Annotated in this window: 20 protein-coding genes, 1 other RNA gene and 1 riboswitch; of the genes, 13 read left to right on the forward strand and 8 right to left on the reverse strand. The window is 66.7% G+C overall.

Annotated elements, in window-relative coordinates:
• Nucleotides 1–559: 559 nt before the first annotated feature.
• From J2X58_RS03310 to smpB, 3 genes are all read right to left on the reverse strand, one after another.
• The gene (locus tag J2X58_RS03310; RefSeq protein ID WP_310046409.1) at nt 560–2,107 is read right to left on the reverse strand and encodes a site-specific integrase; all 1,548 of its coding nucleotides are present in this window, start codon (nt 2,105–2,107) and stop codon (nt 560–562) included.
• Nucleotides 2,108–2,209: 102 nt separating this feature from the next.
• Nucleotides 2,210–2,563, reverse strand: a transfer-messenger RNA (tmRNA) gene (ssrA, locus tag J2X58_RS03315).
• Nucleotides 2,564–2,644: 81 nt separating this feature from the next.
• Nucleotides 2,645–3,145 carry an SsrA-binding protein SmpB gene (gene smpB, locus J2X58_RS03320; protein ID WP_090053994.1) on the reverse strand — a complete coding sequence of 167 codons (501 nt, stop codon included), beginning with the start codon at nt 3,143–3,145 and terminating at the stop codon, nt 2,645–2,647.
• Between the two features lie 80 nt (nt 3,146–3,225).
• Here smpB and J2X58_RS03325 point away from each other — a divergent pair, with 80 nt between their 5' ends.
• Nucleotides 3,226–3,654: a type II toxin-antitoxin system RatA family toxin gene (locus tag J2X58_RS03325; RefSeq protein ID WP_090053992.1), complete on the forward strand. Its 429-nt coding sequence runs from the start codon at nt 3,226–3,228 to the stop codon at nt 3,652–3,654.
• Nucleotides 3,647–3,925: an RnfH family protein gene (locus J2X58_RS03330; protein ID WP_310046412.1), complete on the forward strand. Its 279-nt coding sequence runs from the start codon at nt 3,647–3,649 to the stop codon at nt 3,923–3,925. The genes J2X58_RS03325 and J2X58_RS03330 overlap by 8 nt, the downstream gene beginning before the upstream one ends.
• A 10-nt stretch (nt 3,926–3,935) precedes the next feature.
• Here J2X58_RS03330 and bamE read toward each other — a convergent pair whose 3' ends face one another.
• Entirely contained in the window at nt 3,936–4,397 is a 462-nt protein-coding gene (gene bamE / locus J2X58_RS03335) for an outer membrane protein assembly factor BamE (RefSeq protein WP_090053988.1), read from the reverse strand.
• A 72-nt stretch (nt 4,398–4,469) separates the two neighbouring features.
• On the opposite strand from bamE, the gene fur reads away from it, so the two are divergent.
• The gene (gene fur, locus J2X58_RS03340; protein WP_090053987.1) at nt 4,470–4,883 is read left to right on the forward strand and encodes a ferric iron uptake transcriptional regulator; all 414 of its coding nucleotides are present in this window, start codon (nt 4,470–4,472) and stop codon (nt 4,881–4,883) included.
• Between the two features lie 339 nt (nt 4,884–5,222).
• Here fur and J2X58_RS03345 read toward each other — a convergent pair whose 3' ends face one another.
• Nucleotides 5,223–6,842 (reverse strand): MASE1 domain-containing protein, encoded by a 1,620-nt coding sequence (locus tag J2X58_RS03345; RefSeq protein ID WP_310046414.1) that lies wholly within the window; start codon nt 6,840–6,842, stop codon nt 5,223–5,225.
• Nucleotides 6,843–6,929: 87 nt separating this feature from the next.
• Between J2X58_RS03345 and J2X58_RS03350 the strand changes: the two genes are divergently transcribed.
• Nucleotides 6,930–7,559, forward strand: coding sequence for a response regulator transcription factor (locus J2X58_RS03350; RefSeq protein ID WP_090053981.1), 630 nt, complete (start codon nt 6,930–6,932; stop codon nt 7,557–7,559).
• A 112-nt stretch (nt 7,560–7,671) separates the two neighbouring features.
• Here the strand turns inward: J2X58_RS03350 and recN are convergent, their stop codons facing one another.
• Complete coding sequence (recN, locus tag J2X58_RS03355) at nt 7,672–9,342, reverse strand: DNA repair protein RecN (RefSeq protein WP_310046416.1); 1,671 nt, start codon at nt 9,340–9,342, stop codon at nt 7,672–7,674.
• Between the two features lie 135 nt (nt 9,343–9,477).
• Between recN and hrcA the strand changes: the two genes are divergently transcribed.
• The 6 genes from hrcA to J2X58_RS03385 all read left to right on the forward strand — a co-directional run bounded on the left by hrcA (nt 9,478) and on the right by J2X58_RS03385 (nt 16,755).
• Entirely contained in the window at nt 9,478–10,536 is a 1,059-nt protein-coding gene (gene hrcA / locus J2X58_RS03360; RefSeq protein ID WP_090177325.1) for a heat-inducible transcriptional repressor HrcA, read from the forward strand.
• Nucleotides 10,537–10,623: 87 nt separating this feature from the next.
• Nucleotides 10,624–11,157 carry a nucleotide exchange factor GrpE gene (grpE, locus tag J2X58_RS03365; protein WP_310046418.1) on the forward strand — a complete coding sequence of 178 codons (534 nt, stop codon included), beginning with the start codon at nt 10,624–10,626 and terminating at the stop codon, nt 11,155–11,157.
• Between the two features lie 129 nt (nt 11,158–11,286).
• On the forward strand, nt 11,287–13,212 hold the full coding sequence (gene dnaK / locus J2X58_RS03370; RefSeq protein WP_090053971.1) for a molecular chaperone DnaK: 1,926 nt from the start codon (nt 11,287–11,289) through the stop codon (nt 13,210–13,212).
• 127 nt (nt 13,213–13,339) lie between these two features.
• On the forward strand, nt 13,340–14,473 hold the full coding sequence (gene dnaJ, locus J2X58_RS03375) for a molecular chaperone DnaJ (RefSeq protein WP_090053969.1): 1,134 nt from the start codon (nt 13,340–13,342) through the stop codon (nt 14,471–14,473).
• 158 nt (nt 14,474–14,631) lie between these two features.
• Entirely contained in the window at nt 14,632–15,426 is a 795-nt protein-coding gene (gene dapB, locus J2X58_RS03380) for a 4-hydroxy-tetrahydrodipicolinate reductase (RefSeq protein WP_310046419.1), read from the forward strand.
• Nucleotides 15,427–15,530: 104 nt separating this feature from the next.
• Nucleotides 15,531–15,726, forward strand: a riboswitch (yybP-ykoY riboswitch).
• Nucleotides 15,727–15,747: 21 nt separating this feature from the next.
• Entirely contained in the window at nt 15,748–16,755 is a 1,008-nt protein-coding gene (locus J2X58_RS03385; RefSeq protein ID WP_090177314.1) for a sodium:calcium antiporter, read from the forward strand.
• A 61-nt stretch (nt 16,756–16,816) separates the two neighbouring features.
• Here the strand turns inward: J2X58_RS03385 and J2X58_RS03390 are convergent, their stop codons facing one another.
• The gene (locus J2X58_RS03390; RefSeq protein ID WP_254779116.1) at nt 16,817–17,500 is read right to left on the reverse strand and encodes a 2OG-Fe(II) oxygenase; all 684 of its coding nucleotides are present in this window, start codon (nt 17,498–17,500) and stop codon (nt 16,817–16,819) included.
• A gap of 218 nt (nt 17,501–17,718) precedes the next feature.
• Here J2X58_RS03390 and carA point away from each other — a divergent pair, with 218 nt between their 5' ends.
• Genes carA through greA form a run of 3 tightly spaced genes read left to right on the forward strand, consistent with a single transcriptional unit; the run spans nt 17,719 to nt 22,622 of the window.
• Nucleotides 17,719–18,861 carry a glutamine-hydrolyzing carbamoyl-phosphate synthase small subunit gene (gene carA, locus J2X58_RS03395; protein ID WP_090053961.1) on the forward strand — a complete coding sequence of 381 codons (1,143 nt, stop codon included), beginning with the start codon at nt 17,719–17,721 and terminating at the stop codon, nt 18,859–18,861.
• A 54-nt stretch (nt 18,862–18,915) separates the two neighbouring features.
• A complete protein-coding gene (carB, locus tag J2X58_RS03400; RefSeq protein WP_090053959.1) occupies nt 18,916–22,143 on the forward strand; it encodes a carbamoyl-phosphate synthase large subunit in 3,228 nt (1,075 codons plus the stop codon).
• A complete protein-coding gene (gene greA, locus J2X58_RS03405) occupies nt 22,140–22,622 on the forward strand; it encodes a transcription elongation factor GreA (RefSeq protein WP_090053957.1) in 483 nt (160 codons plus the stop codon). Before carB ends, greA begins: the two co-directional genes overlap by 4 nt.
• Nucleotides 22,623–22,684: 62 nt before the next feature.
• On the opposite strand, the gene J2X58_RS03410 is transcribed toward greA, so the two are convergent.
• Nucleotides 22,685–23,587, reverse strand: coding sequence for an RNA polymerase sigma-70 factor (locus J2X58_RS03410; protein ID WP_310046423.1), 903 nt, complete (start codon nt 23,585–23,587; stop codon nt 22,685–22,687).
• Nucleotides 23,588–23,596 lie beyond the last annotated feature (9 nt).

Raw genomic sequence — 23,596 nt, forward strand, 5'->3', positions numbered from 1 at the left:
GGAAGCAAACGTTTGTCGTGACACGGAATGGTGCGCTACGACAGGTCGGCCCGTTGGTCCTCGTCTGGGCGTCAGTTGTAAGACTCCGATGAAGTGACCCGCAACATGAGATCGCTTGCCTCCCTTTATCGTCTGATCTAAGGCACTTTGAAGCCGCCCGCGACGAATTTGCATCGATTTGCCGGTTTCACATAGTGATAGCCGCGGCGATGTGCCAAGACTACGTCCCGAGCAGGCGCGAGGGAACGCTGTGGCCGAGTCGCGGGTTGAGCCTATCCCTTAATCGTTCGCGACTTAAAGTTGAACTGTCGGCAGGGGGATTGGACGCAGAACCTAACTCCTACTCAAACCTGCAGGGTAGGAGCTTCGGCCCAGGAACAAGAAACACGAGCTGGTCGAGCCGGTGGCCCTGCAGTTCAGCCGCGGCGCGCATTTCCTCGAATAAGCTTGCGTGATGCCGTCAGGCTGTCCACAGGAGGAAGGAGCGTAAAGACACCTACTTTTCCCCAACGCTACGGTTTTGTGCGACTCCTGGACAGTGCAGGCAATTGGCATCGATCTAGCGCGCCGTCGCTCGTGCCGCACGGGCGCGCCGCGCATCTTTGGCTTCCGCAATCTTGAGGCGCCGCTGCGTGGCCGAGAAGTAGGCGGCAAATTGACCCAGCCGATAGGGAGTAAGCGTAGGCAGCCCTTCGAAGCGCACCTTGGCCACGTCGGCGGCACGCTCGGCAAGGCTGGGCGGATCGATGTAGTGCTTGCGCAGCACCGAGCCGCCAGCGCTGTGCCCGGTCAGCCGACCCAGCCGCGCATCGGAGAGCCCGCAACGCTCGGCACGACTGGCGAACGTGTGCCGAAATCCGTGAAAGACGCCGTCGACCTTCACCACCTTTCGATAGGTTCTGTTGAACCAGTCGCCGAGCGTATCGCCTGGTTTGTTCTTCGACAGCCCCGGCAGCAATCGAGACGTACCGAAGGTCGCGACGACCTCGTCGCGATACACAAAGAGTCCGGCCTCAAGCAGGGCCGGATGCACAGGCACAAAGCGTCGGGACACCGCGTTTTTGATGCGCTGCCCACGGTCGGTCCGCGGTGCGAAATGGAAGCCCCAGATGCCGTCGATTTCTTCGAGATCGTCCGTCCAAAGCTGGGCGATTTCGGTCACCCGCGCGCCGGTGTAGAGCGCCAGGAGCGGTCCCCACCAGCGGTGCGGTTGGTCGCACTCCGCGGCGCGAGTGGCTGGGTCGAAGATGCGTGCCAGCTCGGCAGGCGAGAAGGCCTCGCGCGTGGACGCGTCCTCCTGAGCCCGGGTCATGACGTGCAAGGACTTGGCCGGATTCCGGGCGATGTCGCCGCGCTCGAAGGCCCATCCAAAGAAGACGCGCAATCGATCGAGGTGCTTTTCCTGCGTGCGATGGCTCAAGCCCGCGAAGCCTCCGGCCTTTGCTTTGGCCAGCACCTCGGTCACCGACAGCTGCGGCCAGCGCTTTGTTGCATTCGGGGGCAGGTGCGCGATGGCATCGAGAAACGCGTCCATGTCCCGGGCATCGACCTCCGCAAGCGGTTTATCCCCGGCCACGCCGATCAATACTTTCAAGGTGTGCCCGGTGTCGAGCACATTGCTCGCCGCGCGCTGTTTTTGCCCAAACTGCTTCAAGAACAGCTCAACGGCTGCGCTCAACAGCAGCGTCGGCTTCGCCGGCGCTATGGGCAGGGCAGGGGCCGCCAGCACAGCAGGCGCGGCCGGCGCCAAGCGATGCATGGCCGCCAATGCCTCCATCGCCCGGGCATGATCCTCCGCACCGTCGGCCGAAATGGACAAGCCTCCGCCTGGCGTGTGCGCCACGGTGTAATGGCGCAAGCTGCCGGCTTCGTGCGCGTCGAGCACATCCTTGATGAGTTTCTTTGTGTCCATTGGCTGCCCCCTGGCTGCAGCGAACGCTCGGCCCAAAGCATACCCGAGCTGAGCGGCCGCCAGGCGCGCTGCATCCCCGCGCTGCCGCAGGGCTCGGACGATGTATTGCGCGCCCCAATGGGCTTGCAGAACACCCGGAACCAGATAGCGTGCATAGACCCCGCTCGATCGGGTTTGCAGGAACGCTTTGGGCATACCAGTACCTCAAACAGTACCTTTGAAAGGACCGATCAGCGAGGTTTCCAGCACCCAGAAAGCAAAACGGATCAACGTGTTAGCGTTGATCCGTTGCTCGATTGGTGGAGGTGGCGGGAGTCGAACCCGCGTCCGAAGGCGTTTGATCCCCGGATCTACATGCTTAGCTCACCGTTGGATCTCGTTTGCCGACAGCACGGCGTGCTAAGCGCGCCGACAAACCAGCCTGTTAGGTCTAGTCGTAGGCTGAGAGGCGACAGCCATTGACGATCTCGTGATAGTGACCCTACACCGACGAGCACGAGCACAAGTCGGTTCGGGGCTTACGCCTTAAGCGGCGAGAGCGTAGTTGTCGTCGTTGGCAACTATGAGTTTGCTGCTGGATTAACGAGGAAAGCGGCCCCCTCGGCATGCACCAAGCAATCGCACTACCCCCGTCGAAACCAGTACACCCCCGGGGAAAACGTTGTGTGACTACCTTCCCAGTATAGGGTCGGGGGCAGGGCGCCACAATGGGCGGCCTGCCCGGTGTTCAGGTCAGCCGAGCTTGTTGTGGGCGCGCATGACGCGCTGCTTGTCGACGGCCCACTCGCGCTCCTTCTCGGCGTTGCGCTTGTCGTGATCCTGCTTGCCCTTGGCCAGGCCGATCTCGCATTTGACCTTGTTGTTCTTCCAGTAGAGGGCGGTCGGCACCAAGGTGTAACCCTTGCGCTCGACGGCGCCGATCAGGCGGTCGATCTCCTCGCGGTGGAGCAGCAGCTTGCGCGTGCGCCGGTCGTTGGCCACCACGTGGGTGGAGGCGCTGATCAGTGGCGGGATCTGGGCGCCGACGAGGAACACCTCGCCGTGCTGGATGATCGCGTAGCAGCCTTCGCCGAAGTTGATCCGGCCGGCACGCAGCGATTTCAGCTCCCAGCCCTGCAGGGCCATGCCGGCCTCGAAGCGCTGGTCGATGTGGTATTCGTGGCGCGCGCGCTTGTTCAACGCGATGGTGCCGCGACCTTCCTTTTCGGTGTCCTTTGCTTTCGGTTTTGCCATGTCCGTTAAAATCGGTCTATCGGGTCCCTGATACAAGCCCGGCGTATCCATGCGCCGGCGAGATGAGACGAGGTCTTCACGTGATTGAAATCCGCCGCAGTGCGATCGTGCCGTTCACGCCCGCGCAGATGTTCGACCTGGTCAACGATGTGGAAGCATACCCAAAGCGGTTCGGCTGGTGTGACGCCGCCACGGTGGTGGAGCGGACCGACGACGAACTGGTCGCGCGGCTGGATCTGAAATTCGCGGGCATGAAACAGCATTTCACCACCCGCAACACCATGCAGCGGCCGGAGCGGCTCACGATGAAGTTCGTGGAGGGGCCGTTCCGCTCGCTCGATGGCGTCTTCACCTTCCAGGCCCTCGGCGATGTCGGCTGCAAGATCGCCCTCGCGCTGGATTTCGACTACGCGGGACTGGGCGGCAGCGTGCTGAAGATGGGCTTCCAGCAGCTGGCCAACCGCATGGTCGACGATTTCTGCGACGAGGCGCGCCGCCAGTATGGCTGATGTCGCGATCGAGGTGGCTTACGCCGGGCCGGAAGGGCAGGTGGTGCTGCCGTTGACGGTGCCCGTGGGCACGACGGCCTGGCAGGCCGTGGAGCTGGCGTCGCCGGCGCTGCCGGCGGGCGTGTCGCCCGATCCGGCGAGGCTGGGCGTCTTCGCGAAGAAGGTGGCGGCCGACCGGGCGATGGAGGAGGGCGATCGTCTGGAGCTCTACCGCCCGCTGATCCTCGACCCGATGGAGGCCAGGCGGCGCCGCGCGGCGCGCGGCGCCTGATTGCCCGTTCTTACTTCTTGTCGTCGGACGAACCGCCGCCGAAGATGCCGCCGTCGTCGGCGTCCTTCTTCGGGCTGGTGTTCTTGTCGCCTTCGGCGCCGCCCGTCGGGTTGGCCTTGTACTTCTCCGAATCCTTCAGCAGTTCCTTGGCGTCCTCGGCGAAGAAATCGCCTTCGGTGCGGACCAGGGTGTCGTTGTTGAAGGTCAGGGTGAGCGTGCGGGTGGTCATCTTCTTGCCGCGATGGGAGAAGGTGGACACGTAGTCCCAGCGATCCTGGTCGAAGGGCGAGATGACGGACGGGGTACCCAGCAGCACGAGCACCTGGCGCTTGGTCATGCCGGGCTGCAGCTGGTCGACGTTCTTCTTGTCGAGCAGGTTGCCCTGCTGCACGTCGGGGGTATAGACGAGGCCACAGCCCGCGATGGCGGTCGCCATCATGGCCAAACCCAGCGTGCGGATGAGCTTATGCATGCGTAGTAACGTCCGGATCGTGAAGCCTGTGATGATACACTAAGCGCCTTATGGCACCGCGAGGGGTCTGACATGGACCAGGAAACCAAAGAGCTCCGCAAGGCGGGCCTGAAAGTCACGCATCCGCGGATGCGCATCCTCCAGATCTTCGAGGAGGCCGACCAGCCCCACCTTACGGCCGAAGACATCTACAAGCGGCTGCTCGCCCATCAGGAAGACATCGGGCTGGCCACCGTGTACCGCGTGCTGACCCAGTTCGAAGCCGCCGGCATCGTCATGAAGCACAACTTCGAGGGCGGGCAGGCCGTTTACGAGCTCGACCGCGGCAAGCACCACGACCACATGATCGACGTGGACAGCGGAAAGGTGATCGAGTTCATCAGCGAGGAGATCGAGCGTCTCCAGCACGAGATCGCCGACCGGCACGGGTATGTGATCGAAGACCACAGCCTGGTGCTCTACGTGCGGCCGAAGAAGAAGCGCTGAGCGCTGAATCATTGAAGACGAGAGGGCCCTTCGGGGCCTTTTTTGTAGGCCGAGCCGGTCCGGGGAGCGGGTCGCGAGAAAATGTCGCGCGCAGGGCGCGCTCCTACCGGTAGCGCACATAAAAACGCCGCCGGTGGACTCCTGTCCACCGGCGGCTTGATCCGGCGTTTCCATGGCCCGTGGACCGCGAGTTGCTCGCTGGTTCACGGGGTGCCATGTCGCACCGGCGAGGCCGACATCCTGTCGCCTCATCAGGCCGATCGTCCCCACGACCGACCTGGGCTCACCGTCTCTCGACGGCGGCTCCCCCACATCGATAATGGGATGCTAACGAAGCGTTCATGCCCCCGGTATCGGAAAATTTCCTATGTCAGAACCGATACTTGTGCTGCGCAGCAGCACCCGCAGGTGAAGTCCCACGGGCTCCGGACGGATTCTGAACAGCCCCCCGAGGGCGGTGATCCGGTCGCTCATTCCCTGCAGGCCACGGCCTCCGCCATCGGTTCGGACGGGTCGGGGCGTTGACGGAAGGCCTGCGCCGTCGTCACGAATGTCGAGGATGGCGACGGGCCCGCTGTCGCGTAGCCCGATGCGCAGGCGCAGCATCATCTGACGCGCACCCGAGTGGCGGACGACGTTCGTCGCGCTCTCCTGGACGACACGGTAGATCGCCGTCAGGGTGTCGTCGTCGAGCAGGCGGGGGTCGCCGCGCAGGTCGGTCACGTAGTGGATGCCGGCGGCGGTGAGCATGTCGCGGATCGGGCCCTCGTCGAGCGCGCGCAGCAGGCCGAACTCGTCCAGCACCGAGGGGCGCAGGCTGTCGAGCATCTTGTGCAGCGCCCGGCGCATATGGCCGAGGATGCCGTTGATGGACGTGCCGATGTCGTCCAGGCCCGCGTTGCCCAGACGATTCTGCGCGAGCTTCAGATGGGTCTGGATGGCGGTGAGGTTCTGGCCGAGCTCGTCGTGCAGTTCCGCCGCCATGTGCCTGCGCAGGTTTTCCTCGGCCTGGAGGTTGCCTCGCGCGGCATCGCGCAGCTGGCGCGCCAGCTGGTCGAGGCGCTGGTTGGCGGCGGCCAGGTGGGTGTTCTGCTGGGCCACGCGCTCGCTGCTGCGACGGAGGGCGTCGGTGGCGGCGCCGAGCATCAGCGTGCCGGTGCCGGCCACGGCGAGGAAAAGGTGGGCGGCGGCCGTGGGTGCGCCCCGGCCGATCATGTCCTCGGTGACGTTGAGGCCCACGCTGGTGATCAGCATCGCCAGGCCCGCGCCGCGCCAGCCGTGACGGAAGGCGAAGAACAGCACGGGTGCCAGCGAGAGCACGCGGGCGAACTGCGGTTGCGGCGAATACTCGGCCAGCGTGATGAGGATCGCCAGCGAGGGCAGCATCACCAGCAGGCCGTCGAGCAGCAGTTCCGCCATGGCCGTCCGCGTCGGCCGCTCGCGGAACACCAGCACCATGACCGGCACGACCAGCAGCACGCCGAGGTAATCGCCGAGCAGGTCGCTGCCGAAGGTGGTGCCGAGCATCTCCACCGGGGCGGCCGGGTGCATCGAGGCCATCATCGCGGCATTGCCCGCGGTGGCGACCGTGGCCGTGACCATCGCCGAGAGCAGCAGGCGCGCGACGTCCTCGGGGGTGTTGAGGCTGGCGTGCAGGTGGGCGCGCCGCAGCAGCCAGAGGCAGGCGGCCACCATCAGCGGTTCCGGCGCGTCGCCGAGCACGAAACCCGCGCCGCCGATGGGAAGGCCGCTGCGCCATTCGCAGAACGCGCTGGCGAACATCTCGGCGCCGAGGATCCAGAACCAGTCCCGCGTGCGCATCAGCAGCAGGGCGCCGAAGCGAAGGCCGAAGGGCAGCACCCAGTAGGGCTGCTCGGTCGGCCAGAGCATCACCCATGCGAGCGCATAGGCGATGGCGAAGAGGGGGCCGGCGAAGCGGGAGGAGCCGAGTAAGCGCATTCCAGAATGTTACACGGCGCATGAGGCGGGCTGACGCATCGGGCGAGCCCATACGCACGCGTCGGGAGAGCCTGCTACATTCTGTCCATGCCAAGAATCGTCCTTGTAGATGACCACGCCATCGTTCGAGAGGGTTTCAAGCGGCTCATCGAGCTGGAACCGGATCTGGACGTCGTCGCCGAAGCCCGCAACGCCGACGAGGCGGTCGACGCGGTCACCCAGCACCGGCCGGATCTGGTCGCGGTGGATCTCTCGTTGCCCGACGGCAGCGGGCTGCCGTTGATCGAACATCTGGGCAGCATCGCGCCGGGCATGAAGATCGTCGTGCTGAGCATGCACGACGGCGAGCCTTACGTGTCCGAGGCCTTGCGTCGCGGCGCGCGCGGTTACGTGACCAAGGGCGTCGCGCCGGAGGAACTCGTGGCGGCCGTACGCTCGGTGCTCGGGGGCGACCAATACCTGAGTTCGGACCTGCGGGAGCGTCGTTCGGGTCGCACCACCGCCGACCTCGATCCGTTCAACCGGCTCACGGCACGCGAGCGCGAGGTGTTCCTGCTGCTGGCGGCCGGCCGCGCGCCGAAGCAGGTGGCTGCCGAACTCGGGATCGGGCAGAAGACGATCTACATCCACCGTGCGGCGGTGATGAACAAGCTCAACGCCGGGTCGGAGCTGGATCTGTACCGGATGGCGCAGGAGCGCGGCCTGATCCGCGCCTGACCACCATGTGGGAGCGGACCTGGCCGCGACCGCTCTTCGCCGAACGGAACAGGCCCTGAAGCGCTCCGCGAAAAGCTGGCGCGGCCGAGGCCGCTCCCACAAGGGAGGGGCTTCAGCCTTGCGCCTTGTCCAGCATCTTCTTCGCGTGCGCGCGGGTTTCCTTCGTGATTTCCACGCCGCCGAGCATGCGGCTGAGTTCGTCGCGGCGGCCGGCGGCGTCCAGCGAATGGATGCGGGTGCGGGTGGCTTCGCCGTCGCTTTCCTTGGCGACCTTCAGGTGCGAATGACCCTGCGCGGCGACCTGTGGCAGGTGCGTGACGCACAGCACCTGCACGCGCTCGCCGAGCGCCCGTAGTTTCTGGCCGACCACTTCGGCCACGGCGCCGCCGATGCCGGTGTCGACCTCGTCGAAGATCATGCAGCCGATGTTGTCGTTGCCCAGCGTGGCGACTTCGATCGCGAGGCTGATGCGGGCGAGTTCGCCGCCCGAAGCCACCTTGCGCAGCGGACGCGGAGGCTGGCCGGGGTTGGCGCTGACGAGAAGCTCGCAACGCTCGCGGCCTTGCGGATCCGGATCGTCGGCTTCGGCCGGTTCCAGCGAGACCTCCAGGCGGCCGCCGGCCATGCCGAGTTCGCCCATCAGCGCGGCGACGGCCGTGCCGAGGCGCGAGGCGGCGTCGCGGCGGGCGGTGGACAGGGCGGTGGCGGCGGCGTCCCACGCCGTGCGCAGGCGGTCGCGCTCGCGCCCGAGGCGTTCGAGCGCGTCGCCCGCGCCTTCGAGCTCGGCCAGGCGCCCGCGCAGTTCCTCGGCCTTCGCCGTCAGTTCCTCGATCGGCAGCCGGTAGCGGCGCGAGAGATCGTGCAGATGGGTGAGGTGGGTGTCGACCTCGGCGAGGCGCTCGGGGTCGAGTTCGACGTCCTGCGCGTAGCGGCTGAGGCCGTCGACCGCTTCGCCGACCTGGATCTGCGCGCTGTCGAGCAGTTCCAGCGTCGGGGCGAGCGTGGCGTCGAGCTCGGCCAGCCGCGAGAGCTCGGCGTGGGCGCGGAGCAGGGCGCGGCCGATGGCGAACTCGCTTTCGCCGTCGAGCATCTCGACCACGCCGTTCGCGCCCTCGGCCAGGCGGCCCGCGTTGGCGAGGCGGCGATGCTGCGTCTCGAGGTCTTCCAGTGCGGCGGGCGCGAGCGCCCAGCGGTCCAGTTCCTCGAGTTCGTGGCTGAGCAGGTCGATCTGGTGCTCGCGATCGTCGCCACCCGAGAGCGCGCGGATGCGCGACACGGCCTCGCGCCAGGCGCGCGCGGTCTCGCGCACGTCGGCGAGCAGAGCCTCGTTACCCGCGTAGGCGTCGAGCAGCGCCATCTGGTGCTGGCGCGAGAGCAGCGCCTGGTGTTCGTGCTGGCCGTGGATCTCGACGATCAGCGCCGCCAGCGCCGACATCTGCGCGAGGCTGGCCGGGCGCCCGTTGATCCAGCCGCGCGAGCTGCCTTCGGTGCGGATCACGCGGCGCAGCTGGCAGGTCTCGCCGTCGTCCAGTTCTTCCTGGCGCAGCCAGTCGAGCGCTTCGGGCAGGCCGGCGAGGTCGAATTCGGCGGCCAGCTCGGCGCGGTCGGAGCCCGAGCGGACCATGCCGCTGTCGGCGCGCGCGCCCGCGAGCAGCATCAGGGCGTCCACCAGCAGCGACTTGCCGGCGCCGGTCTCGCCGCTGACCACGGTGAGGCCCGGGCCGAAGGCCACCTCGGCTTCTTCGACGACGGCGAACTGGCGGACGTAGAGCGAGGTGAGCATGGGCACCGGTGGTGGCGGATGGAATCGCGCCGATTGTAGCGGCAGCGGCGTCGCAGAAGCCGAGACTTGCAAGCCGGAGCCCCAGACCTTATTGATAGCGCGCTGATCCGATCCCTCCACCACCCGCCCAGGCGCATGAATCCGTTCTCCGGTCACGACATCGATGCTCGCGCGCGCCGGCTGCTGCGGACCCTGATCTCCCAATACCTGTCCGACGGCGAACCCGTCGGCTCGCGCACGCTGGCGCGGTCCTCCGGCCTGGAAGTCAGCCCGGCGACCATCCGCAACATCATGGCCGACCTCGAGGACGCCGGGCTGGTCGCGTCGCCGCATACGTCGGCAGGCCGCATCCCGACGCCGCGCGGCCTCCGTCTCTTCGTCGACAGCCTGCTGGAACTGAAACCGCTGCCGCGCGACGAGATGGCCCGTCTGCAGGGCGGGCTGCCGCCGCACCAGACGACCACGCGCGACCTGCTCGGCAACGTCTCCAACCTGCTTTCGGCGATGACCCACTTCGCCGGCGTGGTCACCGTGCCGCGCCAGGGCGACTTCCCGCTGCGCCACATCGATTTCGTCTCGTTGCCCGACGCCCGCGTGCTGGTGATCCTGGTGTTCTCCGACAACCAGGTCCAGAACCGCGTAGTTCAGCTCGCCCGGCCGATCGACGCCAGCGAGCTCGAGCAGGCGGCCAACTACCTCAATGCGCAGTTCGCCGGCTTCCGCCTGGCGGACATCCGCGCCCACCTGGCCTCCGAACTGCGCGAGGCGGGTGGCGAGCTGAACCGCATGCTGGCGGCCGCCGTCGAACTGGCCACCGCCTCGTTCGCGAGCGATGACGCCGACGACGTCCTCGTCAGCGGGCAGACGAACCTGATGGGCTATTCCGAGCTGGCCGACATCGACCGGCTCCGCGACCTCTTCGACGCCTTCCAGCAGAAGCGCGACCTGCTCCAGCTGATGGAAATGTGCGTCAAGGCGCCCGGCGTGCGCCTGTTCATCGGCGAGGAGTCCGGTTTCTCCGCCCTCGACGGATGCAGCATCGTCACCGCCACCTACGGCACGAACGGCCGCATGCTCGGCGCGATCGGAGTTATTGGACCGACGCGTATGGCATATGAGCGGGTGATTCCGGTGGTCCAGGCCACGGCGGGATTGCTCAGCGACGCCTTGAATCGCGCCGCGGCGACCTCATAAACCGCCTCGGGAGGCGGGTTTAGTAATTTCCCGCGAATGTTCGGCCGCTCCATGGAGCGGGCCGGTAAGCTGACATTTGGAGTAAGCATGCAGAACAACGATCCCCACGTGCCGGATACGGCGCAGGACGGCGGCGCGGCCGAAGGCATGAATGCCGATCTCGACGCGCTCACCGCGAAGCTTGGCGCCCTCGAGTCCGAGCTCGCCAGCGCGCGCGAGACCGTGCTGCGCGAGCGGGCGGAGATCGAGAACCAGCGCCGTCGCCTCCAGCGCGACCTCGACCAGGCCCGTCGCTTCGCCAACGAGAAGCTGCTCGGCGAGCTGCTGCCGGTTTACGACGGCATCGCGCTCGGCCTGACCAACGAGTCGGCCGATGCGAAGACGCTGCGCGAAGGCCTGGAGCTGACGCTCAAGCAGCTGGAGAAGGTCACCCAGGGCAACGGCCTGAGCGTGGTCGATCCGCTGCACCAGCCGTTCAACCCGGAACACCACCAGGCGATCAGCTCGGTCGAGTCGAACGAGCACGCGCCGGGCACCGTGGTGGCCGTCGTCCAGAAGGGGTTCGTGCTCAACGATCGTCTGCTGCGTCCGGCGCTCGTCGCCGTGGTGCGCGACAACTGAACGAAGCCCCGCGCGTCGCGTGTTCCGCGCCGCCGGGGAGTCTCACAAGGTATTGAATCGATGGGGCCGGGCCCCACTTCACAAACAGTCGCGGCCGCGGGGGCCGCTTAGGAATACGGAGTAACTTCAATGGCCAAGATCATCGGCATCGACCTCGGTACGACCAACTCCTGCGTCGCAGTGATGGAAGGTACGACCGCGCGCGTCATCGAAAACGCGGAAGGCGATCGCACCACGCCGTCCATCGTCGCGTTCACCAAGGACAACGAGGTCCTGGTCGGTGCGCCGGCCAAGCGCCAGAGCGTCACCAATCCGAAGAACACCTTCTACGCGGTGAAGCGCCTCATCGGCCGCAAGTTCACCGACGCGGAAGTGCAGAAGGACATCAAGCTCGTCCCGTACGCCATCGTCGCGCATGAGAACGGCGACGCGTGGGTGCAGACGGCCGACGGCAAGAAGATGGCGCCGCAGGAGATCTCCTCGAAGGTGCTGATGAAGATGAAGAAGACGGCCGAGGATTTCCTCGGTGAGGCCGTCACCGAGGCGGTCATCACCGTCCCGGCATACTTCAACGACAGCCAGCGCCAGGCGACCAAGGACGCCGGCAAGATCGCCGGTCTCGACGTCAAGCGCATCATCAACGAGCCGACGGCGGCCGCGCTGGCCTACGGTCTCGACAAGACGGCCACGGGCGATCGCAAGATCGCGGTGTACGACCTCGGCGGCGGCACGTTCGACGTCTCGATCATCGAGATCGCCAACGTCGACGGCGAGAAGCAGTTCGAAGTGCTCTCGACCAACGGCAACACCTTCCTGGGTGGCGAAGACTTCGACAACCGCGTCATCGACTACCTCGTCGAAGAGTTCAAGAAGGAGCAGGGCATCGACCTGCGCCAGGACCAGCTCGCGCTGCAGCGTCTGAAGGACGCCGCCGAGCGCGCGAAGATCGAGCTGTCGTCGGCGCACCAGACGGACGTCAACCTGCCGTACGTGACGGCCGATGCCTCGGGTCCGAAGCACCTCAACATCAAGCTGACCCGCGCCAAGCTCGAGTCGCTGGTGGAAGACCTCGTCAAGGGCACGATCGAACCCTGCCGCACCGCGCTGAACGACGCCGGCCTGCGCGTGTCGGACATCAACGAGGTGATCCTCGTCGGTGGCCAGACCCGCATGCCGAAGGTGCAGGAAGCCGTGAAGGACTTCTTCGGCAAGGAAGCGCGCAAGGACGTCAACCCGGATGAAGCCGTCGCCGTCGGCGCCGCGATCCAGGGTGGCGTGCTGGGCGGTTCGGTCAAGGACGTCCTGCTCCTCGACGTGACCCCGCTGTCGCTCGGTATCGAGACGATGGGCGGCGTGATGACCAAGCTCATCGAGAAGAACACCACGGTGCCGACCAAGGCCTCGCAGGTCTTCTCCACGGCCGATGACAACCAGACCGCGGTCACCGTGCACGTGCTGCAGGGCGAGCGCGAGCGCGCCAACGCCAACAAGTCGCTCGGCAAGTTCGACCTGCAGGGCATCCGCCCGGCGCCGCGCGGCACGCCGCAGATCGAAGTGACCTTCGACATCGACGCCAACGGCATCCTGCACGTGTCGGCGAAGGACAAGGACACCGGCAAGGAACAGAAGATCGAGATCAAGGCCGGTTCGGGCCTCTCGGAAGACGAGATCCAGCGCATGGTCGCGGACGCCGAGGCGAATCGCGAGGAAGACAAGAAGTTCCACGACCTCGTGCAGGTGCGCAACCGTGGCGACCAGCTCGTCCACGCCACGCGTAGCCAGCTGAAGGAGCACGGCGGGAAGATCCCGGCCGATCAGCTCGCCACCATCGACGGCGCCGTTTCCGACCTGGAGAAGGCGCTGACGGGCGAGGACAAGGACGCCATCGAGTCGAAGATTGCGAACCTCGAGCAGGCGGCCCAGTCGCTCGCGGCGGCGGCCCAGTCGGGCGGCGCGCAGGACACCGCGCAGCAGTCGGCGCCGGGCGGCGGTTCGGCCCAGCCGGACGACGTGGTCGATGCCGAGTTCACCGAGGTCAAGGACGACCACAAGTAAGTCGTCCGATCAGCAACGAAGCGCCGCGGGTGGATGCCCGCGGCGCGTGGCCAACAGTTGACCGGACCGATCGCGCCGAGGGGTTTCCAGTCGGCGCGTTCGTCCGTCCAGGGAAAGCACACCCGCGATGAGCAAGCGCGACTACTACGAAGTCCTCGGTGTCGAACGCACCGTGACGGAGGGCGACCTCAAGAAGACCTTTCGTCGCGTCGCGATGAAGTACCACCCCGACCGCAATCCGGACGATCCGGAAGCGATCGACAAATTCAAGGAAGCCAAAGAGGCCTACGACGTGCTGTCCGATGCGCAGAAGCGCGCGGCGTACGACCAGTATGGCCATGCCGCCTTCGAGAACGGCGGTTTTGGCGGTCGCGGCAATGGCGCCGGATTCGGCGACGTCGGCGACATCTTCGGTGACATTTTCGGCGACATCTTCGGCGGCGCGGGCGGCGGACGCCAGCGCGCGCGCCGCGGCGCCGACCTGCGCTACATGATGGACCTCGATCTCGAGGAAGCCGTGTTCGGCGTCGAGAAGAAGATCGAGGTGCCCACGCAGGTCAACTGCCACCACTGCAACGGCACGGGTTCGGAAGACGGCAAGGTATCCACGTGCACGACGTGCGCGGGCCATGGCCGCGTGCGCATGCAGAACGGCATCTTCTCCATCCAGCAGGCGTGCCCGACATGCCACGGTTCGGGGCAGAAGATCGACAAGCCCTGCAAGAAGTGCCACGGCGAAGGCCGCCTCGAGGAAGAACGCACGCTGTCCGTGCGCATTCCGGCGGGCGTCGACAACGGCGACCGCATTCGCCTCACGGGGCAGGGGGAAGCCGGTCCGGCCGGTGCGCCGGCGGGCGACCTCTACGTCGAAGTGCGCGTGCGCGAGCATGCGATCTTCCAGCGCGACGGGTCCGACCTCTACTGCGAAATGCCCATCCGCTTCGCCCAGGCCGCGCTCGGCACGGAGCTGCAGGTACCGACGCTGGAAGGCGAGGTCGCGGTGAACGTGCCGCCGGAAACGCAGACGGGGCAGCAGTTCCGCCTGCGCGGACGCGGCGTCAAATCCGTTCGCGGCGGCCGTACCGGCGACCTGATCTGCACGGTGGTGGTGGAGACACCGGTTCGCCTGACGAAGGAGCAGCGCGACATCCTCACGCAGCTCGAAGCGACGTTCGTGGGCGAGGAAGCCGCGAAGCACACGCCGCGCTCGAACACCTTCATGGACGGCGTCAAGGAGTTCTGGTCGCGCGTCACCTCCTGAGGCCGCCCCCGTAGGAGCGCGCCCTGCGCGCGACATCTCTTGGGGCCGTGAGCAGCAGGGCCTGTCGCTCACAGCGCAAAGATGTCGCGCGCAGGGCGCGCTCCTACGTGTGGCGCGCCTGCTACGATCCTCGTTCATCTTGATCGGAAGGCCACCGCATGACCCGCCCCATCCGTCTCGCCATCAGCGGCGCCTCCGGCCGCATGGGCCTCGCGCTGCTCGACCTCGTGCGCGACGACGACCGCTTCGAACTGGTGCAGGCGATCGTCTCGAGCGGCTCGCCGCGCCTGGGCAAGTCGGCGTACGGCGACGTTTCGGCGCTGCGCTTTTCCGACTGGAGCGAGTCCCAGTCCGCCGACGTGGTCGTCGATTTCAGCGGTCCCGACGGGCTCGGCGCCGCGCTCGCGTACTGCGAATCCAGCGGGGCATCGCTCGTCACCGGCACCACGGGTCTGTCGGCGGAGATCGAGGACCACCTGGCGAAGGCCGCCGAGCGCATCGCCGTGCTGCGCGCGGCCAACTTCAGTCTCGGCGTGGCCGTCCTCACGCGGCTGTTGCGCGAAGCCGCCGCGGCGTTGCCCGGCTGGGATCTCGACATCGTGGAAGCGCATCACGGCCGCAAGGAAGACGCGCCGTCCGGCACCGCGCTGGCGCTCGGCCATGCCGCGGCGGCGGGACGCGGCGCCACCCTCGACGAGCTGGCCGTCTACACGCGCGAAGGCCGGCCGGGCGCGCGCAAGGCGGGCACGATCGGCTTCGCCGTCATGCGCGGCGGCGACATCGTCGGCGAGCACCAGGCGTGGCTGATGGGGCAGGGCGAGCGCATCGAACTCGGTCACCGCGCGACGGATCGCTCGATCTTCGCCCGTGGCGCGCTCGAAGCGGCCGCGTGGATCGCCGGCCGAGCGCCGGGCACGTGGACGATCGAGGATGTGATCGCCGCGAAGGTTTGATTGTTCTGCGACCGTGCCCGCTGCTGCGGGATCGCCGATGCGATCGGCTCCCGCCGCGTTGCGAACGCGTCTCACGGCATCCCGCAACCCGTGCTACCATCCGCGCCGATGTCATTGGGGAGTAGCCATCCTCGTTCCCCCTGAGGAGTTCGCGTCAACAGACTTGGCGGCCTTGTGCCCCATGGCGCGAACGGCAGCGACGCACGATCCGTGCGGCGCCGGCCCGGCGAGACCTTTGGCCATCGACACGCTTACCCGGGCCGGGCGAGCGGTGTCGTTGTGCCATCGGTTCTGCGCGCTCGCCCGGCCTCGAAACTGAACATGCTGCTGACGTGTTTCCTGTTCCTGGTGTCCGCCGGGGCCATCTATTTCGCCTGCGAGTACTTCGTCAACGGTGTCGAATGGTTCGGGCGCAAGCTCAGCCTCGGCGCCACCACCACCGGCACGGTGCTCGCCGCGTTCGGCACGGCGCTGCCCGAGAGCGCGGTGACCTTCGTCGCCGTCATCTTCGGCAAGACGCCGGAGGCGCGCGACATCGGCGTCGGTGCCGCGCTGGGTGGTCCGCTGGTGCTCGCCACCATCGCCTATGCGGTGGTCGGATTCGCTTTATATGCGGGCCGTAAGCGGCTGAAGCGCAAGGACACGCGGGTGCGCGTGGACAACCGCCGCCTCGCCCGCGACCAGTCCTGGTTCCTGGCGATCTTCGTGGTGAAGGTCGGCCTGGGCCTCGTGGCGTTTGCGTGGAAACCGTGGCTCGGCGTGCTCTTCCTCGCCGCGTACGCGTTCTACGTATGGCGCGAGATGCGCGACGACACCAGCGGCCCGGAGGACGAGGAGCTCGAACCCCTGACGTTCCGGCCGCGCGATGCGGACCCGGCGATGAGCTGGGTCGTCCTGCAGACCGTCCTCGCGCTGCTGGTCATCGCCATCGCCTCGCGCACCTTCGTCTGGCAGCTGGAGGCGCTCGGCACGCACTTCGCCCTGTCGCCGCATCTGATCGCGCTGGTGCTCAGCCCGGTGGCCACCGAGTTGCCCGAGACCGTCAACGCGCTGATCTGGGTGCGCCAGGGCAAGGAGCGGCTGGCGCTGGCCAACATCTCCGGCGCCATGATGATCCAGGCCACCATCCCGAGTTCGCTCGCCCTGTTCGCGACGCCGTGGCTGTTCGACACGCCGCTGATCGTGGCCGGTGCCGTGACGATGGTGGCGGTGATCGCCCTGTGGACGATGTTCCGCCGCGGCGCGGTCGAGGCCCGCTGGCTGATGCCGATCGGGCTGCTCTACGGCGTCTTCGCGGTGTTCGTGGGGTGGTACTTCGGGGTGCGCTGAGGGACTCCGGATCGCCGATCGTATCGGCGATCCCGCGTCAGCGTGAAACCCGCGACGACGCTCAATCCGGATGCGAGGCGTTCCGGTCGCGGTCGGCGCCGACCTTGCGATCGAGCTTGCCGAAGATCTTCTTGAACACCCGCGAGAACTTGCCGCGCTTGGTCTTGCGGGCCTTTTCCTCCTCGGAGGTGAGCCAGGCCACCTGGATCACCCGGCGCTCGCCCTCGTAGGGCAGGTGCCCGTGGAAGGAGTTCTCGGCCCGGCGGAAGACGGCGAACTCGCCGTACAGCGGCTTCAACTCGGGCGCGACGATGTCGTCGATGTCGTTGATCGACTTGAGGAATCGCAGGCAGCCGTCGCTGGTGTCGGGCCACATCGGGTTGAGGTAGATCAGCGCGGTGGCGATCTTCGACTTGCTGTCGGTGTGGATCGTGCCATGGCGGCGGTTGAGCAGGCGGCAGAGGGTCACGAGGGTGGGATAGTTCTCGAGCCCGTCGATGCCCAGATGGCGGCCGATCGCGGCGGAAAACTCCCGCGAGGTCATCTGTTCGACCAGCTCGTTGACCGACGGCCCGCAGTCGCTCGCGTCGTACGGGAAGAAGCCGGCGCTGCTGTACTGGGGGAAGTCCCGGTCAAGGTCCCCGCGGGCGTCGTCCGGCAGCTGCCCATGGGCGATCATGAACGAAAACGGCTCGTGCCTGATGTCGGTGTCGGGACGTTCCAGGCGGGCGGGGTCCAGCAGCATGCGGGCGGTTCTCGGATGGGCTACCACGGCGGGCATTGTATCGTGTCAGGCCGGGTTCCCCGCGACATTCGCGCACGTTTCATTCAGCGATTCTGGGTGGACAGGAAGGGCGTTCGCACCTATCATTCTTACCCGCCCTACGATTCCTTATCCCCAAGGCCCACGAGCCGCATTCCTGCTGGCTTGCGGGCTTTGCTGCACCTGAAGGCGGCCATCCCATGCGTACTCCTGCTCTGCTTGCTCTCGAAGACGGCAGCGTTTTTCACGGCCACGCGGTCGGTGCCCGCGGTGAGACGGTTGGCGAGGTGGTGTTCAACACCGCCATGACCGGTTACCAGGAAATCCTGACCGACCCGTCGTACTCCCGCCAGATCGTCACCCTGACGTATCCGCACATCGGCAACACCGGCACCAACGAGGTCGACGTCGAAGCCGACCGCGTCCACGCCGCCGGCCTGATCGTGCGCGACGTGCCCCGCCTGGCGAGCAACTGGCGCAGCGTCGAACCGCTGCCGCAGTACCTCGAACGCCACGGCATCGTCGCCATCGCCGGCATCGACACGCGCCGCCTCACGCGCATCCTGCGCGAGAAGGGCGCCCTCAACGGCTGCATCGTCGCGGGCGACGCGATCGACGCCGACGCGGCGGTGGCGAAGGCGAAGGCCTTTCCGGGCCTCAACGGCATGGACCTGGCCAAGGTCGTCAGCACCACGAAGACCTACCAGTGGTCCGAGGGCGTCTACGACCTCGACAAGCAGGCCTTCTACAACGCGCCGAAGAAATTCCGCGTGGTGGCCTTCGATTACGGCGTGAAGCAGAACATCCTGCGCCTGCTCGCCGGCCGCGGTGTCGACATCACGGTGGTGCCGGCGCAGACGCCCGCCTCCGAGGTGCTCGCGATGAATCCGGACGGCATCTTCCTGGCGAACGGCCCGGGCGATCCGGCCGCGTGCGATTACGCGATCGAAGCGACGAAGCAGATCCTGGAAACGAAGATCCCGACCTTCGGCATCTGCCTCGGCCACCAGATCATGGCGCTCGCGATCGGCGCGAAGACGCTGAAGATGAAGTTCGGCCACCACGGCGCGAACCACCCGGTGAAGGACCACGACACCGGCCGCGTGCTGATCAGCTCGCAGAACCACGGTTTCGCGGTCGATCCGGCGACGCTGCCGGGCAACGTGCGCATCACGCACACCTCGCTGTTCGACGGCTCGCTGCAGGGCTTCGCCCTGACGGATCGCCCGGCGTTCTGCTTCCAGGGCCACCCGGAAGCGAGCCCCGGTCCGGAAGACGTCGGTTACCTGTTCGACACGTTCATCGCCTCGATGGAAGAGCACAAGGCGAAGCGCGCGTCCTGACGCGCCGCTCGGCCCGTACCGCTCATCCATCCGCATAAGCACGCGAGAGAAACCATGCCAAAGCGCAGCGACATCAAGACCATCCTCGTCATCGGCGCCGGCCCGATCGTCATCGGCCAGGCCTGCGAGTTCGATTACTCCGGCGCCCAGGCCTGCAAGGCGCTGAAGGAAGAGGGTTACCGCGTCGTCCTGGTCAATTCGAACCCGGCGACGATCATGACCGACCCCGAGACGGCCGACGCCGTCTACATCGAGCCGATCAACTGGCAGACGGTGGAACGCATCATCGCGAAGGAGCGCCCGGACGCCGTGCTGCCCACCATGGGCGGCCAGACGGGCCTCAACTGCGCGCTCGACCTCGCCGACCACGGCGTGCTCGACACCTACGGCGTCGAGCTGATCGGCGCGTCGCGCGAAGCCATCCGCATGGCGGAAGACCGCGACCTGTTCCGCAAGGCCATGGCCGACATCGGCCTGGAATGCCCGAAGGCCGAAGTGGCCCGTTCGATGGAGCAGGCGCTGGAGATCCAGCAGACCGTCGGCTTCCCGACCATCATCCGCCCGAGCTTCACGCTCGGCGGTTCGGGCGGCGGCATCGCCTACAACAAGGAAGAATTCGTCGAGATCGTCGGTCGCGGCCTCGAGCTCTCGCCCGTGCACGAAGTGCTGGTGGAAGAGTCGGTGCTGGGCTGGAAGGAGTTCGAGATGGAAGTGGTCCGCGACAAGGCGGACAACTGCATCATCGTTTGCTCGATCGAGAACTTCGATCCGATGGGCGTGCACACCGGCGACTCGATCACGGTCGCGCCGGCGCAGACGCTCACCGACAAGGAATACCAGCGCCTGCGCAACGCCTCGATCGCGGTGCTGCGCAAGATCGGCGTGGACACCGGCGGTTCGAACGTCCAGTTCGGCATCAACGCCGAGGACGGCCGCGTCGTCGTCATCGAGATGAACCCGCGCGTCTCGCGTTCGTCGGCGCTGGCGTCGAAGGCCACCGGCTTCCCGATCGCGAAGGTCGCGGCGAAGCTCGCCGTCGGCTACACGCTCGACGAACTCAAGAACGACATCACCGGCGGCCTGACCCCGGCGTCGTTCGAGCCGTCGATCGACTATGTCGTCACCAAGATCCCGCGTTTCGCGTTCGAGAAGTTCCCGGCCGCGGACGCCCGCCTCACCACGCAGATGAAGTCGGTGGGCGAGGTGATGGCGATGGGCCGCACCTTCCACGAATCCATGCAGAAGGCGCTGCGCGGCCTCGAGATCGGCAAGACCGGCCTCAATCCCACCGGCCTCGACATCGGCAGCGAGGAAGGCTTCCTGACGCTCAAGCGCGAACTGCGCGAGCCGCGCCCCGACCGCGTGTTCCACGTCGCCGACGCCTTCCGCGCGGGCCTCTCTCTGCAGGAAGTGCACGACCTGACCCGCATCGATCCCTGGTTCCTCGCCGCGTTCGAGGACATCGTGATGACGGAAGGCGAAGTGCAGCGCCAGGGCCTCACGGCGCTGGACGAAGGCCGCATGCGCGAACTCAAGCGCATGGGCTTCGCCGATGCGCGCCTGGCCGAACTGGTCGGCACCGACGAAGGCGCCGTGCGCCACCTGCGCCGCACGCTCGGCGTGCGCCCGGTGTACAAGCGCGTCGACTCCTGCGCCGCGGAATTCGCCACGACCACCGCGTACATGTATTCCACGTACGAGGAAGAGTGCGAGGCGAATCCGACGAACAAGGACAAGATCATCGTCCTCGGCGGTGGCCCGAACCGCATCGGCCAGGGCATCGAGTTCGACTACTGCTGCGTGCACGCGGCGCTCGCCCTGCGCGAGGATGGTTTCGAAACCATCATGGTCAACTGCAACCCGGAAACGGTTTCGACCGACTACGATACCTCCGACCGCCTGTACTTCGAGCCGCTGACGCTCGAAGACGTGCTGGAGATCGTCGATCTGGAGAAGCCGAAGGGCGTGATCGTGCAGTACGGCGGCCAGACCCCGCTGAAGCTCGCGCGCGCGCTCGAAGCCGCCGGCGTGCCGGTGATCGGCACCAGCGCCGACTCGATCGACCTCGCGGAAGATCGTGAGCGTTTCCAGAAGATGATCCAGAAGCTCGAACTCAAGCAGCCGCCGAACCGCACCGCCCGCAACGCGGACGAAGCGCTCGCGCTGGCGCGCGAGATCGGCTACCCGCTGGTCGTGCGTCCGAGCTACGTGCTCGGCGGCCGCGCCATGGAAATCGTCTACGCCGATGCCGACCTCTCGCGCTACATCCGCGAGGCGGTGCAGGTGTCGAACGAATCGCCGGTGCTGCTCGACCGCTTCCTCGACCACGCGGTCGAGGTCGACGTCGACATCGTCGCCGACGCCGACGGCAACGTGCTCGTCGGCGGCATCATGGAGCACATCGAGGAGGCCGGCGTGCATTCGGGCGACAGCTCGTGCTCGCTCCCGCCGTATTCGCTCAGCCAGGAAGTCCAGGACGAGATGCGCCGCCAGGTGAAGCTGATGGCGCAGGAGCTGAAGGTCGTCGGTCTGATGAACACGCAGTTCGCCATCCAGGGCGACGACGTCTTCATCCTCGAGGTGAACCCGCGTGCGTCGCGTACCGTGCCGTTCGTCTGCAAGGCCACGGGCATGTCGCTGGCGAAGATCGCCGCGCGCGCCATGGCCGGTCGCTCGCTCGTCGAGCAGGGCGCGACGAAGGAGGTCATCCCGTCGTACTACTCGGTGAAGGAAGCCATCTTCCCGTTCCTGAAGTTCCAGAACGTCGATCCGATCCTCGGCCCCGAGATGCGTTCGACGGGCGAAGTGATGGGCGTGGGCCGTACCTTCGGCGCCGCGTTCGCGCGCGGCCACGAGGCGGCAGGCATCAAGGCGCCGCCGAAGGGCAAGGTGTTCATGTCGGTGCGCGACGCCGACAAGGATCGCCTGCTGCCGATCGCGAAGGACGTCGCCGAACGCGGTTACGTCGTCGTCGCCACGGCCGGTACGGCGAAGTTCCTGCAGGACAACGGCGTGCCGTGCGAGCGCATCAACAAGGTGCTCGAAGGCCGTCCGCACATCGTCGACCTGATCAAGAACGGCGAGGTCGTCTACATCGTCAACACGACGGAGGGCAAGCAGGCCATCTCCGATTCGTTCTCGATCCGCCGCGAAGCGCTGCAGCAGCGTGTCACGTATTCGACCACGGTCGCCGGCGCGCGCGCCCTCGTGCACTCGCTCGACTTCCATGCGGATCCGGAAGTGAACAGCCTGCAGGAACTGCACAAGGAGCTGAAGGCATGAGCGCGACCCGTCCTCCCATGACCCAGAAGGGTGCCGATCGCCTGCGCGACGAACTCGAGTACCTGAAGCGTGTGAAGCGCCCCGAAATCGTCGCGGCGGTGGCGGAAGCCCGCGCGCACGGCGACCTCAAGGAAAACGCGGAATACCACGCCGCGCGCGAGATGCACGGTTTCAACGAGGGCCGTATCGCCGAGCTGGAAGCCGCGCTGTCGAACTCGGAAGTCATCGACACCGAGCGCCTCAGCGTGGGCAAGCGCATCGTGTTCGGCGCCATCGTCGAGCTCGTCGATCTCGACACGGATGCCGAGGTCACCTACCAGATCGTTGGCGACCTGGAAGCGGACATCAAGCAGAACCTCATCGCGGTGTCCTCGCCGATCGCCCGTGCGCTGATCGGCAAGAGCGAGGGCGACGAGTTCGACTTCAAGGCGCCCAACGGCGTGAAAACGTACGAGATCAAGGGTGTACGGTACGTCTGATCCGCACGCCTGGCGGCATCGTGAAGAGACGCCCCTTCGCGGGGCGTTTTTTTTTGCGTGCCTCAGTCGCCCAGCGGCGCAAACCCCTGCAGTCCGCGCACGATGCGTTTCAGCTTGTCCGGATTGCGCTGCACGTGGATGCCGTGGATCGTCTCGCCGTCGGTGACGTACGTCTGCGCGGATTCCAGGACGCCGTCGATGTAGCGCAGCAGCGACCATTCGCCATTGATGCGCACGACACGCACCTGCACGCCCGCGCCGAAGCGCAGGTGCGCCGCGTAGAAGAGCTGGGCGATGCGCTGTCCGCCGAGCAGCGGCTTCGGGAAACTGGTGACCTTGCCTCCGCCGTCGCCGGAGAGCTCGGCATCCGCCGCCAGCATCGAGCGGATCGCCGGGAAATCGCCGCTGGCCATCGCCTCGGCGAATCGCCGCATCAGCGACAGGTGCTGTTCCGTGGGAACGCGCTGGCGCGCGCGCTCGTTGCGTAGCTGGTCCTTCGCGCGATGCACGAGCTGGCGACACGCCGCTTCGCTCTTGCCGATCGTCGTGGCAATCTCCGGATAGTCGACGTCGAACACCTCACGAAGCAGGAACGCGGCGCGCGCCTCCGGCGAGAGCCGTTCGAGCAGCAGCAGGAACGCTACGGAGACGTCGTCGGCGAGCTCCCGGATGTCCTCGGGCGAGGCGCCCTCGTCGGTCAGGACGGGCTCCGGCAGCCAGATGCCCACGTACTCCTCGCGGCGCGCCTTGGCGGCCCGGAGGCGATCGATGGAACGCCTCGTCGTCGCGGCGACGAGCCACGCCTCGGGATTGTCGACGCTGCCCGGACACACGCCGTTCCAGCTCAGCCAGATGTCCTGCACGACATCTTCGGCTTCCGCGACGGATCCGAGCATGCGGTATGCGATACCGTGCAGGCGGGGACGCAGCGCGGAAAAAGTGGCCGTGGCTTCTGTCATTCCCATCAAGACGAT

Source organism: Luteibacter sp. 3190, from assembly GCF_031456385.1.
Classification (GTDB): Bacteria; Pseudomonadota; Gammaproteobacteria; order Xanthomonadales; family Rhodanobacteraceae; genus Luteibacter.